This window comes from Paraburkholderia dipogonis, from assembly GCF_046027395.1.
In the GTDB taxonomy this organism is placed as follows: Bacteria; Pseudomonadota; Gammaproteobacteria; order Burkholderiales; family Burkholderiaceae; genus Paraburkholderia; species Paraburkholderia dipogonis_A.
Map to the genome: position 1 here is coordinate 392,657 of NZ_JAQQEG010000001.1, position 16,843 is coordinate 409,499.

Here is a 16,843-nt window from a genome sequence, read left to right on the forward strand (position 1 = left end):
CGCCGCCATGCAGTCTCCACGAAATATCCTCAGACCAGGCGATCGTTCGGATGTGGAAACGCCTGTCTGGTCGGCGACCTGACGTTGCAAGCGAATCAGGACCCGGTCGTGATCGAACGTGCTCTGATTATCAGTCGAACAATTAAAACACACGGGCATGTGGGGACGAAATCAGGCAATACCCCAACACGCGGCGCGTTGCAAGTTATCAATCGATCATTTATATTTTGCCGCAAGGAACAAAGCGACGACATGCGGACCGACAGGCGCCGTTCGCTGACGATGATCATGTGCGCCGGGATCGAACCCGCTTAGGTTGGACTACTACTCATGTCGAAAAAATTTCGACTACATCAAGAGGGGATCTTTCAGTGAAAAAGATAGGGGCTTCAATTGCGCTGCTGACGATGTCTATTTCCGCGGTCCACGCGCAAAGCAGCATCACGTTGTACGGGGTGGTCGATCCGGACATTGTTTTCGTGAACAATGCACAGACGGGCCGCTCGGCGGGTCAACTGACAGGGCGGCAACAATACTCCATGATGGACGCAACGACATCCGCCTACTTCGGCAGCCGCTTCGGCCTGAAGGGAGTGGAGGATCTCGGTGGGGGGATGACCGCGCTGTTCACGCTCGAAAACGGATTTAGTGCGGCGAATGGCACGTTGGGCCAAGGCGGGCTGTTGTTCGGCCGGCAGGCGTTTGTCGGCTTATCGGCGCCGGTTGGGCGTGTCACGTTCGGCCGCCAGTATTCGTCGATGTGGGATTTCGTGTCTCCCCTCGCGGTCATTACGCAGTGGGCCGGCTATATCGGATCCCATCCCGATGATCTCGACAACATCGGCGGTACGAATCGGCAGAACAACTCGCTCAAATACACCTCGCCCACGTGGAACGGCATCACTGCCAACGCACTGTATGCTGCCGGCGGTGTCGCGGGTAGTTTTTCGGAGAATCAGATCTGGTCCGTCGGGATGGGCTATACCGGCGGCGCAGTCCGTCTGGGCATCGCGTTTGTGGACGCGTTTGAACCCAATATCTCGATGTATGGAGCAACGCCCACGGCGGGCGGCGCCGCAACGAACAATTTTGGATCCCTGGGGTCGGCGACAACCGCACAACGAAACCCGATCATCGCGGGTTACGCGTCGGCGCACCGCGAGCAGATCTTTGGTGCGGGCGGCTCATACATGGCTGGCCCGGCGACGCTGGGCCTCGTCTATACCAACACGCGATTTGCCGGACTGGGTTCGTCTTCGGGACCCAATCCGCTGTCGTACGCGGGCAGCTCTACCTTCAATACGGTTGAAGCGAACCTGCAGTATCAGGTTTCGGTACCCGTGACACTGGGATTGTCGTATTCGTTCACCAAGGACGATGGTCCCAATGATCAGAGTGCCCGCTATCAGCAGGTGACGGTCGGTGCCCATTACTTTTTCTCCAAACGCACGGACGTCTATATGGTCGCCGCCTATCAGCGTGCCTCCGGAACGAACTCGCTGGGACAAAGCGCGGTGGCGTCGATCGCGGGACTGACGCCGTCTGCGAGAAACCAGCAGGTGGTGGACACGATAGGACTGGCCCACCGTTTCTAAGCCTTGATCACCAGCGGCGGCGCTGCGGTTGCCGCCGCGACGGTCTTCACCATTCCGGTCAGGCGCTAACCGCGAGGCTTCATAATGCGGTCGCCCAGGGAGATGCCGAGTTCCGACATGCTGATCCCTAGCCGTCTTTGCGATAGTTCCCAACGGGACAGGGCGGACTGCAAGCGGGTGTCGCCGGCCGAGAGGGTACGAGCTAGCGCAACCGCATTCGCGGCCGCCTTGGCGGTGCTGCCAGCGGTGTGTGGACGTGGGACATATGCGGCATCACCGAGCAGGACGGCCCGGCCGAACACCATCTGTTCCACCCGAAGATCCTGAATTGCCTGAACGAACGGTTCGGCCGTCGCTTTCACGAGGAGTTGTAGAGTTGGGGCAAGCAGCCTGCTGGCGGCCGTGCGCAACTCGACGATATCGTCATCCTTCGTGGCGCCGGGCGGCAAAGAGGTACTGCGTTGCTTGCCGTGCCGGTCGAGCATCAGTGTCTTCAGGTTGTCGGGCGACATTGGCCGATACCAGACCCAGTTCCAGCGGCGCCTGCCAGGCTCGGCCGCACCGTCTTCTCCCGGTACGAGATAGATCAGTATCAGATGCGCTTCGCCCTGCTGGAAGGTGAAGCGGTCACGCAGAATGTCCGCGGCTTCGGCGGGCAGATCATTTTCTTCGACGAGGCCGCGCCACGCGATATAGCCTGCATAGGAGGGTTCGAGGCCAGGCAGCAACTGGGCGCGGACCGTAGAGCGCGCACCATCGGCGCCGACCAGTAGATCCGCGTGTTGCACGCGGCCGCTTTCGAAATGCGCGGTGACCGTTTCGCCGATCTGCTCTAAATGGGTGAAGCGCTCGCCCGGGTGAATGACTTCGGGCGGTAACGCACGTCTCATCGTGCTGTAAATCAGGTTCCAGGAGGTCTGCGTCTGCGGCATGTCGAACCGCTCGATAATGCGGTCGGACTGGTCGAGATAGATGCGCTCGCCGGAGTCCACGCCGGGAGGGGCGGGCAGTGCGACCCCGCCGAACCTGAAGGCTTCCATGACGTCCGGCTGCAGTACGATTCCGCCGCCCCGGCTGTCGAGTTCGTTAGGGGACTGCTCAAAGAGTTCGACCTCCCAGCCGACCGCACGAAGCGCAGTCGCGGTGAACAGGCCGCTAAGCGAGCCGCCGATGATGGCGGCCCGGGGTTGGGCGGCATGGCCCATATCGCGCTCCTGATGGTCTTGTTGGGGGCTATAAGGCGAGTCGCTCGTCTGATTGGCTTTCCTCGGCCGTCTACAAAAGCCCGACTGCATAGGCCCAGTGTATGCCTCGGCCGGCAGAAGCAGGTGAGGTCGGCAAGGTTAATTGTTCTGAAGAAGCGCGCACAACGTCAACGTCCTTTCTGACGCTTGCGCCTCCCAATTTGTGCAGCTAAGGTCTTTCAAATTCATTGTGCCTGTCGGCAATCGCCACCCACACGCGAGTTGGTCGTCAGTGAAGACACCGTATTGCGTGCCATGCCGCCACATAGCGTGAACCTGGTATCGTTTCCTTAAGGGAAATTAAGCTTTGGGCAAGGCTTTTTCATGGCACAACCCGGTAGTATTGGAGGCACATAAACAGGGCAGGCGCTCTCCTCAGCCCTGCGCGACGAAGAACGCAGTAAAACCACTTGCGCCGATCAGAACGCCGGCAGCGTCGCTGCGGTTCGGCTCACCACGAATCGCAGCGTTCGGCATGGTCGTGAGCAAGGCAATCCCGCAAGTCAGAGGAGCCATTTCACTTTGGACAAGACCAGTGAAGAGCCGACATCGTCCGCGCGGCCAAAGGTAATGGCAATTCTCGCGCTAGTGGCGTTTGCGCTGCTGCTAGCCGCGGTTCTGGCCTTTGCATTTGTGAAGGGTGAGCGCAGTACAGACGACGCCTATGTGACCGGTCACCTGCACACTATTTCATCCCGGGTGAGCGGCACGGTGCAGGAGGTGCTGGTCGACGACAACCAGTTTGTCCATGCTGGTCAGGTGTTGGTGCGTCTGGACACACGTGACTTTGACGTGCAGGTCGCATTGCAACGCTCGAGGGTGGAGCAGTCCAGATCGGACCAGGACAGCGCGCGTGCGCAAATCAGTCAGACTGAAGCCGCCATTGCCGCCGCCACTGCCGACGCGCGCAAGGGCGACCTGAATTTCGTGCGGGCCCGCGAGCTGACTGCAGAAGCACCACGGGGCCTCTCGCAGCAGGATTTCGACGCGGCGGATGCCGCGCGCACAACAGCGCATGCGCGCGTGCGCCAGGCCACCGCTCAGCTCGAAGCGGCGCAGGCGGGTTTGCTGGCGGCGCGGGCACTGGAGTCGCAGAGCACTGCCAACTTGCGCGACGCGTCGCTGCAATTGACGTACACCAATATCATCGCGCCCACCGATGGATACGTGGGAAAGAAAACTGTCGAAACGGGCCAGCGCCTTGTGCCGGGGCAGCCGCTGTTGACGGTGGTCGAGGCAGACGTCTGGGTCGTGGCGAACTTCCGGGAGACGCAGCTCAGGCATGTCGAGGTCGGCGATGCCGTGGATCTGCACATCGACGCGGTGCCGGACACGCCTTTCCACGGGCACGTCGACAGCTTCGCACCGGCCACCGGTGCGCAGTTTGCTCTGTTGCCGCCCGACAACGCGACGGGCAACTTCACGAAAGTGGTCCAACGGGTGCCCGTGAAGATACGCTTTGATGGCCTGAAAGACCCGGACTACCGGATCAGACCGGGGTTGTCAGTCACGGCAACGCTTGCGCCGCGGGGAAACTCGCGATGAGCGGGCGCGTCATGCTGCTGACGGTTTGCGCGCTCACGGCATGCAGCGTCACACCGCGATCAAGCACGCCGCTTGCATTGAGCGACGCGCCATTTCGCCACGCTGCGTCGACCCATGTGCCCGCCATCTCCGACGGCGCGTGGCCCGCACTGTTCGCCGATCCGCTGCTGGGCAGCCTGATCGATGCCGCGTTGGCGAACAACTACGAAATTGCATCGGCCAACGCACGCATTGCCCAGGCACGTGCGCTGGTCATGGCCAGCGACGCCTACCAGGTGCCGACGGTCGGAATCAGACCATCGCTTTCGCGCAACCGCGTCTCCGGCACAGTGGACGATGCGTTGCCGAAGCGGATGCTGCGCACATGGGCGCTACCCGTCGATGCCACGTACGAGGTCGACCTGTGGGGACGTCTCAAAGGCCAAGCCGATGTGGCGCGTGAGGATGCGTTAGCGGTGCAGGCGGATGCGGCCGCGGTGCGCCTGCGCGTTGCGACGGAAGTGGCGAGCGACTATCTGACCTTGCGCTTTGTCGAACAGGATAGTGCGGAGTTGCGGCAGACCATTGAACTCCGGCAGGCCGCGCTGCAACTGGTGCAGCGCCGCGTCAAGGCGGGCGCCGCCAGCGACCTCGACGCCCTGCGCGCAGCCACCGAGTTGAACACGGCCAACGCGGACCTCGCCGAGAGCGAGCGTGAACGAGACAATCTCGTCGATGCGCTCGCGGTGCTCACAGGGCGCTCCGTTACTGATCTGACGATCGGCGCGGGACTTGCTCCCGTCGAGTTGCCCGATATCCCGGTCGGCTTGCCGTCGGCGCTGCTCGAACAGCGCCCGGACATCTATGCCGCGCAACGCAGGCTGGACGCAGCATCCTTGCAGATCGGCATTGCCAGGACCGCGTATCTGCCGACCCTGACGCTTACGGCGGACGGCGGCTTTGCAAGCCGCGATCTGAGTTCGTTCCTCGACCGTAACAGCTCGGTGTGGGGCCTCGCCATTAGCGCGGCGTTGACGCTGATCGACGGCGGCCGCCGACGCGCCGAGATCGAGTCCGCGCAAGCGGGTTATATGATCGCGGACGCCAATTCCAAAGCGCTCATGCTCGATGCCCTGCGGCAGGTCCAGGATGCGCTGAACGATGTCGCGGCGCAGCGCCTGCGCATTGCCGCCTATGAGAAGGCGGCCTCGACGTCGTCGCAAGCAGCCCGGCTGTCGCGCAGCCGCTACGAACACGGTTACGTCGACTATTTCGAGGTTGTCGATTCCGATCGCGAGGCGCTGTCGATTCAACGTGAGTTGATTCATAGCCGCCAGGCGCAGGCGGTCGCCATCGTCACTTTGGTACGGGCGATTGGAGGTGGATGGACGCCTGCTAGCGAAGCACCTCCAGGAATGGAGAAAGCCGCCCGCAACGATTGAGGACGTCAGGGCTTACCAGAGAATGCGGCCCACGCAAACAGCAGACTCGCCTTCAATAGACACTCGAGACAAGACAGCACGAAAATCAACGTGGAATGACGATATTCGTCGGGCAGTCCGGGGACGATCGCCACAAGGCTGATCCCACACAGAATCATGAAAATGCCGAAGGCGCGGCGAACCCCCCGCAAAGCCGCGGCACCCAGACCAAGCCATATTGCGTTTGCCGTGACCAGCGCCAGCGTGGCTGTCGCGCCTCCCGCGGGATCCAATTCCAGCGGGATTTCGACAAGAGAGAAAAGGCAGATGGCGGCGACCAGAATCCGGATCGGCCACGTTAGATGCATCGGTTTCCTGGCTTGACTAGATAAGTCCGCACTCTGAATGAAATAGGACTCGAACGCCGGCGTTCCGTCCTGACTCTTTGGGTCGTCGAGTTTCATCGCTACCTCAGACATGTGTGTCGGACACGACGCGTGTTGACCTCCAACAAGTTTGATCGATAGCACAGTGTTACCCAAATTAAAGCTTGTTAAATTCCAGGGTTTCCTCCGGCGCCCGGGCGCAGATGCTTACGTCACTCTGGAAGTGGGCTGCCAAGTCCGAATACGGCCGCGAGCTGCGGGCCTTTCTGAAGCAAGGGCGCGACCGCGATGCGCCGGGCCGCGGCCCAGTCCGTGAGGTGTCGAGCAACATCGTCGCTGTCTGGGGGCAAGAACTCGGCAAGGGACACTGCGTCGTCTGCTGCTTTCGACGTGCCTGAGCCTGTGTGCGGGCGAAGCGTGCAGGCCGCGTCGCCGACCAGCGCTACCCGTCCGTCGACGAAGGCGGGGCTCAACGCATCGAAAATGGCTTGCACGAACGGCGCTGGCGTTGCGAGGACCAGTTGTGCCAAAACGGCGGGTAAACGCTGTGCGGCGAGACTGTTGAGGTCGGCCAGCGACGCTGCTGCCAACTGTCCCGCGCTGACGGAGGCGTGATGCTTGCGCCCGGTGGAGTCGGTCAAATGCCGTCGCAGCTTTTCGGCGTCAGGTTCGTTGCGATACCACAGCCAGTTGAAGCGCCGCTTGCCCGGCGCCAGCGAGCCGTCGAGAGCGGGGATCAGGAACGCCATGAAGAGTTCGCCGGGCTGCCGGTGCAGCGTCATGTTTTCGACGAGAGTGGCGATATCCGTGGCGTTAAAGGTGGCTTCGTCGACAATGCCGCGCCACGCGATATAGCCTGCGAACGACGCGTGATAGTCGGGAAAGAGCAGGGCGCGCAGGCGTGAGCCGGTACCGTCAGCGGCGATCAGGATGTCCGCATGTTCTGTCTGGCCATCGTCGAAATGAACGTCGACGCCGTGCGCGTCCTGGTCAAAGCCTGCCACTTCGCACCCGTAGCGAATTCGCTCCGCCGGCAGCATGCTGCACAGGGAGCGATAGACCGCGTCCCATGACGAGAAGGGCAGCATCTCGGGTTCGTCGCGCGTGACGGAACCGCTGACATCGATCCAGCGGCGGCGATGCGTGGGCACGCTGATCATGTCGCGGCAGTAGTGGCCGTGATTCTCGAGGAAGCGCAGCATGCGCCGCAGCACCACCACGCCACCGCCCCGACCACGCAGCGCATGCGCAGAGCGTTCGTAGACGAGCACGTCGTGCCCGCTGCAATTCAGCGTGAGGGCTGCTGCAAGCCCCGAAATCGAACCGCCTGCGATTGCAATCTTCATATCGGGTATCTGCTCAATGTCGAGGCGTTAGGCCGCGATCTGCCTGCGCAAGTGGTCGCCGTTTGACGGCGGACTGGTGGTTCACGCCGCCTGCTTGCCGATCCATTGCCGTTCAAACCGGCAGCGCACTTTCATTCAGTTTACGCGTGGGGAGATAGCTCGACCGCGGCGCATACGACCGGACACTCACGAACAGTCCATCGAGCATATTCGAAAGCATTTCGTCCGGCGCGCTAAAAAACCTAAATCATTCTGAACGGATGCAGGCACAGCGCAAGTCGGCCTACCCAACGTCAAAAAAATCGGACCATTCGGTAAGTCACAGGACGTGCAGCGCATCCGGTTACGCCGCGATGGACCGATACTGCATCAGTTTTCCAGCCATACAGCTTATTCAGATTCGCAAGGCACCGCGAAAGGCTGCCCGTGCGAACCAACCCACGGGATTCTTTGTGCCGCTCAGCAGGCGCATACCAATCCCGTCCGACTTTGCCAGGAACTGAAGATCATGCATTGGATCGTTTTCTGCACCGATAAGCCTGGTGCTCTGGCCCTTCGCGATGCCAATACCCCGAAACATCGCGCCTATCTGGAGAGCGGGCCGATCACGCTTGTCACATCCGGTCCATTGGTGGACGACGCCGGCGAGAACAAGATCGGCAGTTTCTTTCTTGTGGAAGCGCAGACGCGCGGCGAAGTCGAGGCATTCAATCGCAATGACCCGCTCTTCGCAGCTGGGGTCTGGGACGAAGTCAGAATTCATCGTTTTCATCGCCGGGTGGGTTGAGCGATTGACGACCGGCGCGTGCCGATGCGCCGTGCCGTGTTTGACGATGTCCGTCTAATTCTGCGGCGGGAGTTCCGCGGCGGCGGGCACCTCCTGTATCGATTCATCCCCACCTGGCGACAAAACCGGCGCTCCATCGGCTGATCCGTATTGAGAGATCCAGTGTGTGCCTGCATAGCGTGCAAATCGTTCGGGGCGGCTCATATCGTGTTGTACGTGACTGGTTCGAGCGCGATGAAACTAATCGGACTCAGCGGTAAATGTGCGGGCTTTCCGGTTACGACTCTCGAACGGTGCAGACGTACGCTTCAGTTCAAGACGAGCCGCGCAGTCATGCCGCGCGGTAACAAAGAGGAGACGAGTGTGAAGTTCAATAGTCCATTCCGGTTGATCAAGGCGGCAGCGGTCGCGTCGCTTTGTTCGCTATGCGTCGCCGGCGTGCAGAGAGCCGACGCGGCCGATCTCACCTCGACGCCGGAACTCACTGCGGCTGTCAGGACCTATTCGCTGAGCTTGACTCAGGCGATGAAGCTTATCGACACCGGCACCGCTGAGGCTCGTGCGCACCATCTTGCGCTGAGCTTCGCCGTGGTGGATCCGGGCGGTCATCTGATCGCCGCGGCGCGCATGGACGGGGCGCCTTTTGCGAGTCTCGACTTCGCGCGCGGCAAGGCCTTCGCATCGGTCGCGCTTGGCGGGCAGTCGGGCGCGACGCTGGAGCAACGTTTCAAGGACGACCCGTCGGAATACAGCAACGTGTCCAGCGCTGGCTACTACGCGCCGTTTCTGCCGGGGCGTGGCGTCCTGCCGATCTTTTCCGGCGGACACCTGCTGGGCGCGCTGGGCGCGAGCGGGGCGCCTTCGGATATAGATGAACAGATGGTCAAGGGCGCAATCGAATCGATCGGTGCATCGACCGCTCGGTGAATCCGGCCGGTCCATCGAGAACAGATCAGGAATACCTATGAAAAACGAGACACAGCAGGATCCCCAATCCGTCATCAAAGAGAGCGCACTGGAGCAAGGTAGCGCGACGACGCTGGATGCAACCGCCCTTTGCCGTCGCACGATGCTGAAGCTCGGCTTCGGTACGCTGGCCGCCGGTGCATTCGGATTGTCGCGCGCGGTTAGTGCGCAAAGCACGGCCGCGCCGGGGCAGGCCGGTGGACTGGCATCGCCGGACGGTGCACTCGTCAGGCTCGTGCCTTCGCAAGAGACCGTATGCGTGGGCCAGATGGAGCCGGATACGCCGGTCGCCGCCGCGGTCAAATCAGGCGACACCGTGTGGTACGACGGCACGTGGACCAATTGGGGCAACGAGGCGAAGTACGGCATGACGTTCAAGGAGCGCGAGCCGATCCGCAAGAAGTATCCGAACGGCGCGTTCTCGCTGATCGGTCCGGTAGTGGTGGAGGGCGCCGAGGCGGGCGACCTGATCGAATGCCGGATGCTGAGCATGCGCCCGATCGATTGGGGATGGAATTCGGCGCCTCCCGGCGTCGGCGCGTTGCCGCACGATTTCAAGCCCTACCTGCGCTATCTGAAGTTCGACAAGGAACGCAGCGCGGCCGCGTATGTGCCTGGCGTCAATATTCCGTTGAAGCCGTTTCAGGCGTATATCGGCACGCAACCGGTGGGCGACAAGCCGGTGAGCGCGAACCTCGCGGGTAACTACGGCGGCAATCTGGATTGCGCGGTGCTCGGCGTCGGCACGTCGATCCTGCTGCCCGTCCACATGGCGGGCGGGCGCGTGTGGACCGGAGGATCGATGGGCGCGTCGGGAGAAGGCAACGTGGATCAAACGTCGATCGAAACGGCCTTCGAAGAAATGCGCATTCAATACGTGCTGCACAAGCGCGCGGCGCTGAATGTTCCGATGGCGGAAACACCCGGCCACTGGATCGGCTTCGGCTTTGCCGACTCGCTCGACAATTCGCTGGTGGCGTGTCTGCGTCAGATGATCGGTTGGCTCTCCGCGGCGACCGGCATTGCGCCGGAGGACTGCTACGGCATCTTCAGCGTGGCGGGCAGTTTCCGCGTCACGCAATACGCAAACCAGACCGCCACCGTATACGCGACGATTCCTCCGAAGGGCATTCACTGCATGCTGCCGAAGAATATTTTTTCGACGACCCTGCAGCAGCGTATCTCGACGTTCACGCGAACCTGAGCGGTTCATTCCGGACCTGGAATCGGTTGATTCCGGCGCGCCGCCGATGGTCCAGCGCGGCTCGTGGGCAGTGCGCGCGTGTTGCAAGGAGATGATTTGATGGATGCGAAAGACAAGCGGGCCATGAGCGGCAACGACCTCGGGCAGACGCGAGATTACGGCTGGTTGTGGGCCCTCGTTGTGTGTTTTCTGGTGATCGTGCTGGACGGCTTCAACACCACGTCGATTTCCTTCGTCGTGCCGAGACTGGCTGGCGATTGGGGCCTCGCGCCCGCGCGCTTCACACCGGTGTTCGTGGCAACGAATATCGGCGCGGCAATCGGCTTCATGATCAGCGGACCGCTTGCGCAGCGGTTCGGCAACCGCGTCGTCGGGCTCACCAGTGTCGTGCTATTCGGCGGGGGCACGCTCGTGACGATGTTCGCCGCCGACGTCGTCAGCCTGTCCGCCACGCGCCTGATCGCTGCGATCGGCCTGGGTGGCGCGCTGCCGATCGCCATTACCGCGTCGGCCAGCATCATCGGGCCGAAACACAAAGTGGCGGCGTCGTTGCTGGTGACAACCGGGATGTCGGTGGGCGCGGTAATAGGCGGGGTGACGGGCGGCCCGTTGATGAGCGAGTTCGGTTGGCAGTCCATCTTCGTCGTCGGCGGTGCGTTGCCGTTCGTCCTCGTGCCGGTATTTTTCAGGATTCTGCCGGCCGAGGGTAAGGCCGCCGTCAGCGGCGAAGCCGTGCGAACGGCCAATCCGTTCAAGTTGCTGTTCAAGGATGGGCTCGGCCTCTACACCTGTCTGTTGTGGGCATTTTCTTTCCTGATCTTTACGGACGTCTACGCGCTGCTGTTCTGGCTGCCTACACTGCTGCCCACGTTCGGTTTTACGTCGGATCATGCATCGGTTGGCATGGCAGCCTTCAGCGTCGGCGGATTGGCCGGCAACGTCCTGATGACCGTGGCGGTCGCGATGATGACAATCGCTGGCAGGCTCCGATTGAAGTCGGCGCTGGCGCTCGGCGGCGTGCTCATGATCCTGAGCATCGGCGTGCTGAGTCAAATCACTGTAGCGCCTGGCATTGCGCTCGTGCTCATCGCGGTGATCGGGGCAGGGCTCGTCAACGGCATCATGGGCCAGACCGCACTGGCGGTTTCCTTCTACCCCACAGAAATACGCGCGACCGGCGTGGGCTGGGGCCATGCGATCGGGCGCGTCGGGTCCTTCGTCGGCCCAGCGATTGGCGGTGCGTTGCTGTCGATCGGGTGGCCCGCACGCGACATCGTGCTGACCGCGGTGCTGCCCGCGGCGGCTGCGATTCTCCTGCTCGGCGCGCTGGCGTTGGCCGGTCGCCGAAGCGCACGCGGGTTCGTCAGTAACACTGTGACAGAGCACTAAGCCGTCTGCCGCGATTCCGATTCAGTATCCCGCTGCCACGCCGCCGGCGGTGGGGGCGGCCATGTCTGCGAGGCGCTTATTGCGCTTGTCGGAAAGCAGGCTCGTCCAATCCAAGCTTCTATTTCCTGATTTCATCTCACGGATAAACCTCGATCATGAAAATCATCGCTTACGCCGAAGCCGGCCGTATCGCGCTGGGCGTTGTCACCAGCCCAACTCACTTCCTGGCCGTTGCCGATATCGCGCCCGAATTGCCCGCCAGTCTGATTGCGATTCTCGAACATGAGGATGGCCTCGCGCGACTTCGGCAAGCAGTCCGAGGCCGCGACGGAGACCGCGCGCTGGCCGACGTCACGCTCAGGCCGTTCCTCGACCGGCCGAATGCAATGTGGGCACTCGCGCTGAACTTCAAAAGCCATATCGCGGAGACCGGACTGCAAACCTCGATGGAGTTTCCCCACCTGTTCATGCGCACGGCCGCCTCGTATGTGGGCGCGAATGAAGCGATCGTCGCGCCACCGGAAGCAGTGGCGCGCGCCTTCGACTATGAAGGCGAACTCGGCGTCGTAATCGGCAAGCCTGGCCGCTTCATCCCGGTCGAGCGGGCGATGGAGCACGTGGCCGGTTACACGTGCATCAACGAAGGATCGGTGCGCGAGTATCAGATGCACAACCGCCAGTTCGGTCTCGGCAAAAATTTTGAAGCATCCGGTTCGTATGGGCCGTGGCTGATGACAAGCGATGAGTTCGGCGACCCTGCGACGCACTCGGTCCTCACACGCATCAACGGAGTCGTGCGCCAACGAGCGCCGCTGGATGACATGTTGCTGGATGTGGCCAAGGTCGTTAGCTATCTCAGCGAGGGCTACCGTTTGCGGCCGGGCGATTTCATCGCAATGGGCACGCCCGGCGCGCTGAAGCCGCAACCCGAGGACAAGGAAGGCAAGGATCTCAGTCGTCAATATGGGCCTTTTCCCACGCCCGGCCTCGTTCACATGCGACCTGGCGACTGTGTCGAGGTTGAGATCGACGGTCTCGGCGTGCTACGCAACCCGGTGATTACCGACACGTCCTACTCCGTAGGCGCGCGGTAGCAACACAACGCCATTACCCAATGCGAGGAGACACGCAATGGCTGGAAACGCTTTCGCACGAAGCGTGGCGGGCGCGTCGGCGCGGGGCGCGCTGATCGCCGCTGCCCTGCTGTGCGCCGCGGCGAGCGCGCAGGCCGCCGATCTGACCGCGCGCGTCGGAAAACTAACGACACAACGCTGCGCGGCCTGTCACGGCGTCGACGGAAACAGCACGGTCGGCATCTATCCGCGCCTTGCTGGCCAGTATCCGGAGTATCTGTACAAGCAGCTCACGCAGTTCAAGGGCGGTCCTGGCGTGCCGCCGTTGCGGCACAACGAAATCATGCAGGCGATGGTGAAAGACCTCTCGCCGGACGAGATGAAAGCGCTCGCGGCTTTCTATGCCGCGCAAAAGCCCACGCCGGGTGCGGCTTCAAACGCCGCGCTCGTCGATGCCGGCAAGCTGGTCTATACACACGGCGGCGCGAACGGCGCGCCAGCGTGCATTGCCTGTCACCGGCCAGCGGGAAGCGGTATCGAGCCTGACTTCCCGCGCATCACCGGTCAGCATGAGGAGTATGTCCAAACGCAACTCCACGCATGGAAGAGCGGAGCGCGCGGAGGCAAGGGAAAGCTGATGAGCCTGATCGTTCCGCTGCTGAGCGAGGACGAGATTGCCGCTGTTTCCGCATATGTGGCGGCGCTGAAGCAATAAAAAATCCGGACGATCCGGCAAGCCGGCGATCCGTTTGATCAGGGCTCCTGCATATGTTGGACGTATAGTGAGTGACACGAAAAGCACGCGCGGCGAAGAGATAGGGTCCGCGAATGCCGGCAGACCAATGCGGCCCCGTCGCAAGTCTACAGGTTCGATGTTTTTATCAGGAGACTGCGGCTGGTTGGTTAGACCAGCCAGCGGCACCGAATAGACCCGCGGGTCGCGTCCGGAATCGGCGACGGCCATGCGGCAGCAGTCAGTTACATCAGGAGGGGACGCATGCGGTATTTTGAGCGCGAAGGAATCCGCTTCGCATACGACGAATCGGGCCCAGTGGGAGCGCCGGTGGTGGTTTTCAGCCATGGCTTTCTGATGGACGGGGAGATGTTTCAGCCGAACATCACCGAACTCAGCAATGCGTTCCGATGCATTGTCTGGGACCAACGCGGGTTTGGCGCAACGGGTCCAACCACCAGCGCGTTTAGCTACTGGGACTCGGCAAGGGACCTGATCGCGCTGCTCGATCACCTGGAGATTGCTTCGGCATCGCTTGTCGGCATGTCGCAAGGCGGCTTTCTGTCGATGCGGGCGGCGTTGCTCGAACCTGATCGTTTTCGCGCGCTCGCACTGATATCGACACGCAGCGATATCGACTCCGAGGACGTTCAACAATCGTTCGAAAAACTCAGGGGAGAGTGGGCCAGAAACGGCGCCACTCACGTGGCGCGGAATCTATCCGCATTCCTGCTCGGCGATGACTACGAGGCCTCACCGGCATGGATCGAAAAATGGATGCGGATTGGCGCCGAGCATTTTGAGCATCCAGTGAATGCGCTGATTTCAAGGGACGATATTACGTCCCGGCTCCGCGAAATCACGCACTCGACCATTGTATTTCACGGCAGCGACGATATCGCCATCAGCCCGCTGTGCGGTGAATCGATTGCCGCCGGCTTGCCGAACTGCAAGGGCTTTGTCCTCGTCGACAAAGCGGGACATACCCCCAACCTGACTCACGCTGAGCTGGTCAATCCGGCGCTGCGGGATTTCCTGATGCGCTACGCGCGTTAGCAACGCCTCTTAGCCCAGCAACAGCGCCCAGAGGACTCTTTCCAGATCGCGCGAGACGCATGGAACAGGGTTCGGTCGACCTGGCGAAGAACTTTTCGATGGTCGCTGTCCGAATCATAATGATTAGTATTGCGAATCTAGCCAGTCGTGGGACTGTGCGATTGGCAGAACATTGGAGACCATGAATGTACAAGAAGATTTTGGCAGTTTTAGCCGTTTCTCTAGTGATGGGCGAGGCTCACGCGCAGTCGAGTGTCACCTTGAGCGGGATCATCGACGGCGGCATCAGTTTCACGAATGGCGTGGGCGCAACTGATAAGAATCAGTGGGCATACGGTCAGGCGAATCTGGTCGTCAGCCGGCTGATCTTCTCAGGGGTGGAGGATCTGGGCGGAGGGATGGCGACTCTGTTCAGACTGGAGTCGGGTTTCCTGCCGGGCGCCGGTAAGAGCACCAACTCGGGCCAGCCGACTTCGGCGGGCAGTTTCCTGTTCGACCGTGGCGCGTGGGTGGGGTTGAGAAAAGACGACTTCGGGACGATCTCGTTTGGACGCCACTACACCCCGTTCGTCGAAGTGCTTTATCGCACGGATGCGAGTGGCTTTGAGAATTTCGGCTCGGTGGCAAACACGGTCTTTCAGACCCGTACAGGTTTCAACGGGTTTCAATATACATGGGCCAACAACTCTGTCAAATATCAAACACCGACGATCTACGGTCTGAGTGCCAGCGTGTTGAACAGCTTTGGCGGGACCGCGGGCGATTTTCAGAACCAACGGGAGGTGTCGGCTGCGCTCTACTACGCGCTGGGGCCCGTCTCCGCGAGCGCCGGTTATATCTCCGGCAACGACCCGACCGGGGTAACCGATCACACAGTGGCGCGGGCCTACACCGTATTCCTGGCGTATACCGGCAGCGTGTTCAAGGTCAGTCTGAATTTCCAGAACTTCAAGGATCCCGCAACCGGAAGCAGCCAGGACTACTACTCGGTCGGTGGCCGGTACGATATTACGCCGGCGTTCAGGCTCGTTTCGGACTATACGTATCTGGCCGACCGTGTGAACTCCGAGCGCAATGGTGCTTTCTTCAAACTGGGCGTTCACTACCTGCTGTCGAAATCGACGGATCTGTACACGGAGGCGGGACTTTCCAGAAACAACGCTCAAGGTACGCTTGGCATCTCAAGCACCTCACCGGCTAGCCCCGGCATCAACCAGCGCTCGATCGTTACCGGCATGATTCATTTCTTTTGAGCGCGAGGCGGAAACCGGCGCGCAATAACAATGTGAAGACGTGGGGCACTCATCGACCCGGTAGATCAATGAAAAAGCGCCAAATTTTTTAATAAGATTTAAGTGGTGTGGGGATGGAATCCCTACGACCATTTCATGCGCAGTCTGTGCCATTGTCTAGCACAGGTTTTCTGCGAGCCACTTTTAGCGGTCAACGCTTTCAGGGAAATATCATGCGACTTTCCATCTTTACCGTGACGTGCGGCCTCATTGCATTGCTCAGCACGGATCTGGTTTTCGCCCAGACTGCCAGCGATGCCAACGCGCCGCAATCGACTGCAAACACCAGCAAATCTGCGATCCGCGCACAGAACCGGCAACTGTCGAAGGCTGTCCGCCATGCGCTCTATGCGACGAAAGGTTTGACTTCCAGCAATATCGCCGTACTGGTTAAAGGGGGTGTAGTTTCTTTGGTTGGGACGGTGCCGGACAGCTCGCAGATCCAACTCGCGGGTGATGCCGCGAAACGGGTTCCCCAGGTGCAGTCGGTCGATAATCGACTTGTGCTGGAAGAAGAAGGCGCTCAGTAATCGGACGCGCGCCGCGGTCTGGCGCGCGTCAGCTTCCTGGGCGGATGCCGGTTCGGCGTGTGAAGCTATTTTGACGTTTTCGCGAGCCCGGAACCCGCGAGCGTGCAGCCGGCGTCGTTCGCCGCGACGGCGTCCTTCATGTGGATTTGAGCGGATGCTTATCCCCTCCAGACGGCGGTACTGGCCAACTCATTGGCCAACTCACTGGTCAACTCATTGCTGACAGGCAGCGCAAACTCGGTGAACATGCTGAAGCATGGTGGCACTCACGCTAGTGCCACTGTCGACGAGTGTATT

At 61.2% G+C, this 16,843-nt stretch carries 16 protein-coding genes; 12 read left to right on the top strand and 4 right to left on the bottom strand.

The annotated features are described in order from the left end of the window. Nucleotides 1-290 precede the first annotated feature (290 nt). Nucleotides 291-1,595 (top strand): porin, encoded by a 1,305-nt coding sequence (locus PQR32_RS01780; protein WP_408221859.1) that lies wholly within the window; start codon nucleotides 291-293, stop codon nucleotides 1,593-1,595. Nucleotides 1,596-1,660: 65 nt separating this feature from the next. Here PQR32_RS01780 and PQR32_RS01785 read toward each other — a convergent pair whose 3' ends face one another. Both PQR32_RS01785 and PQR32_RS01790 read right to left on the bottom strand, forming a co-directional pair. Continuing rightward, nucleotides 1,661-2,800, bottom strand: a complete 1,140-nt coding sequence (locus tag PQR32_RS01785; RefSeq protein WP_408221860.1) for an FAD binding domain-containing protein — start codon at nucleotides 2,798-2,800, stop codon at nucleotides 1,661-1,663. Nucleotides 2,801-3,214: 414 nt separating this feature from the next. Beyond that, complete coding sequence (locus tag PQR32_RS01790; RefSeq protein ID WP_408221861.1) at nucleotides 3,215-3,355, bottom strand: hypothetical protein; 141 nt, start codon at nucleotides 3,353-3,355, stop codon at nucleotides 3,215-3,217. A 54-nt stretch (nucleotides 3,356-3,409) separates the two neighbouring features. On the opposite strand from PQR32_RS01790, the gene PQR32_RS01795 reads away from it, so the two are divergent. Continuing rightward, nucleotides 3,410-4,384 carry an HlyD family secretion protein gene (locus tag PQR32_RS01795; RefSeq protein WP_408221959.1) on the top strand — a complete coding sequence of 325 codons (975 nt, stop codon included), beginning with the start codon at nucleotides 3,410-3,412 and terminating at the stop codon, nucleotides 4,382-4,384. Beyond that, a complete protein-coding gene (locus PQR32_RS01800) occupies nucleotides 4,381-5,805 on the top strand; it encodes an efflux transporter outer membrane subunit (RefSeq protein WP_408221862.1) in 1,425 nt (474 codons plus the stop codon). Before PQR32_RS01795 ends, PQR32_RS01800 begins: the two co-directional genes overlap by 4 nt. Before the next feature lie 5 nt (nucleotides 5,806-5,810). Here PQR32_RS01800 and PQR32_RS01805 read toward each other — a convergent pair whose 3' ends face one another. Further along, nucleotides 5,811-6,248 (bottom strand): hypothetical protein, encoded by a 438-nt coding sequence (locus PQR32_RS01805; protein WP_408221863.1) that lies wholly within the window; start codon nucleotides 6,246-6,248, stop codon nucleotides 5,811-5,813. Nucleotides 6,249-6,382: 134 nt separating this feature from the next. Then, nucleotides 6,383-7,516 (bottom strand): FAD binding domain-containing protein, encoded by a 1,134-nt coding sequence (locus tag PQR32_RS01810; protein WP_408221864.1) that lies wholly within the window; start codon nucleotides 7,514-7,516, stop codon nucleotides 6,383-6,385. 508 nt (nucleotides 7,517-8,024) lie between these two features. On the opposite strand from PQR32_RS01810, the gene PQR32_RS01815 reads away from it, so the two are divergent. The 9 genes from PQR32_RS01815 to PQR32_RS01855 all read left to right on the top strand — a co-directional run bounded on the left by PQR32_RS01815 (nucleotide 8,025) and on the right by PQR32_RS01855 (nucleotide 16,546). Further along, nucleotides 8,025-8,303 (top strand): YciI family protein, encoded by a 279-nt coding sequence (locus PQR32_RS01815; RefSeq protein ID WP_408221865.1) that lies wholly within the window; start codon nucleotides 8,025-8,027, stop codon nucleotides 8,301-8,303. 363 nt (nucleotides 8,304-8,666) lie between these two features. Further along, complete coding sequence (locus PQR32_RS01820; RefSeq protein ID WP_408221866.1) at nucleotides 8,667-9,230, top strand: GlcG/HbpS family heme-binding protein; 564 nt, start codon at nucleotides 8,667-8,669, stop codon at nucleotides 9,228-9,230. 37 nt (nucleotides 9,231-9,267) lie between these two features. Further along, nucleotides 9,268-10,473 (top strand): acetamidase/formamidase family protein, encoded by a 1,206-nt coding sequence (locus tag PQR32_RS01825; protein WP_408221867.1) that lies wholly within the window; start codon nucleotides 9,268-9,270, stop codon nucleotides 10,471-10,473. A gap of 99 nt (nucleotides 10,474-10,572) precedes the next feature. Beyond that, nucleotides 10,573-11,862: an MFS transporter gene (locus PQR32_RS01830; protein ID WP_408221868.1), complete on the top strand. Its 1,290-nt coding sequence runs from the start codon at nucleotides 10,573-10,575 to the stop codon at nucleotides 11,860-11,862. A gap of 155 nt (nucleotides 11,863-12,017) precedes the next feature. Next, nucleotides 12,018-12,956, top strand: coding sequence for a fumarylacetoacetate hydrolase family protein (locus PQR32_RS01835; RefSeq protein WP_408221869.1), 939 nt, complete (start codon nucleotides 12,018-12,020; stop codon nucleotides 12,954-12,956). A gap of 37 nt (nucleotides 12,957-12,993) precedes the next feature. Next, complete coding sequence (locus PQR32_RS01840; RefSeq protein ID WP_408221870.1) at nucleotides 12,994-13,650, top strand: c-type cytochrome; 657 nt, start codon at nucleotides 12,994-12,996, stop codon at nucleotides 13,648-13,650. 336 nt (nucleotides 13,651-13,986) lie between these two features. Then, nucleotides 13,987-14,724 carry an alpha/beta fold hydrolase gene (locus PQR32_RS01845; protein ID WP_408221871.1) on the top strand — a complete coding sequence of 246 codons (738 nt, stop codon included), beginning with the start codon at nucleotides 13,987-13,989 and terminating at the stop codon, nucleotides 14,722-14,724. Nucleotides 14,725-14,909: 185 nt separating this feature from the next. Then, the gene (locus tag PQR32_RS01850; protein WP_408221872.1) at nucleotides 14,910-15,977 is read left to right on the top strand and encodes a porin; all 1,068 of its coding nucleotides are present in this window, start codon (nucleotides 14,910-14,912) and stop codon (nucleotides 15,975-15,977) included. A 212-nt stretch (nucleotides 15,978-16,189) separates the two neighbouring features. Continuing rightward, on the top strand, nucleotides 16,190-16,546 hold the full coding sequence (locus tag PQR32_RS01855) for a BON domain-containing protein (RefSeq protein WP_408221873.1): 357 nt from the start codon (nucleotides 16,190-16,192) through the stop codon (nucleotides 16,544-16,546). Nucleotides 16,547-16,843: the final 297 nt, after the last annotated feature.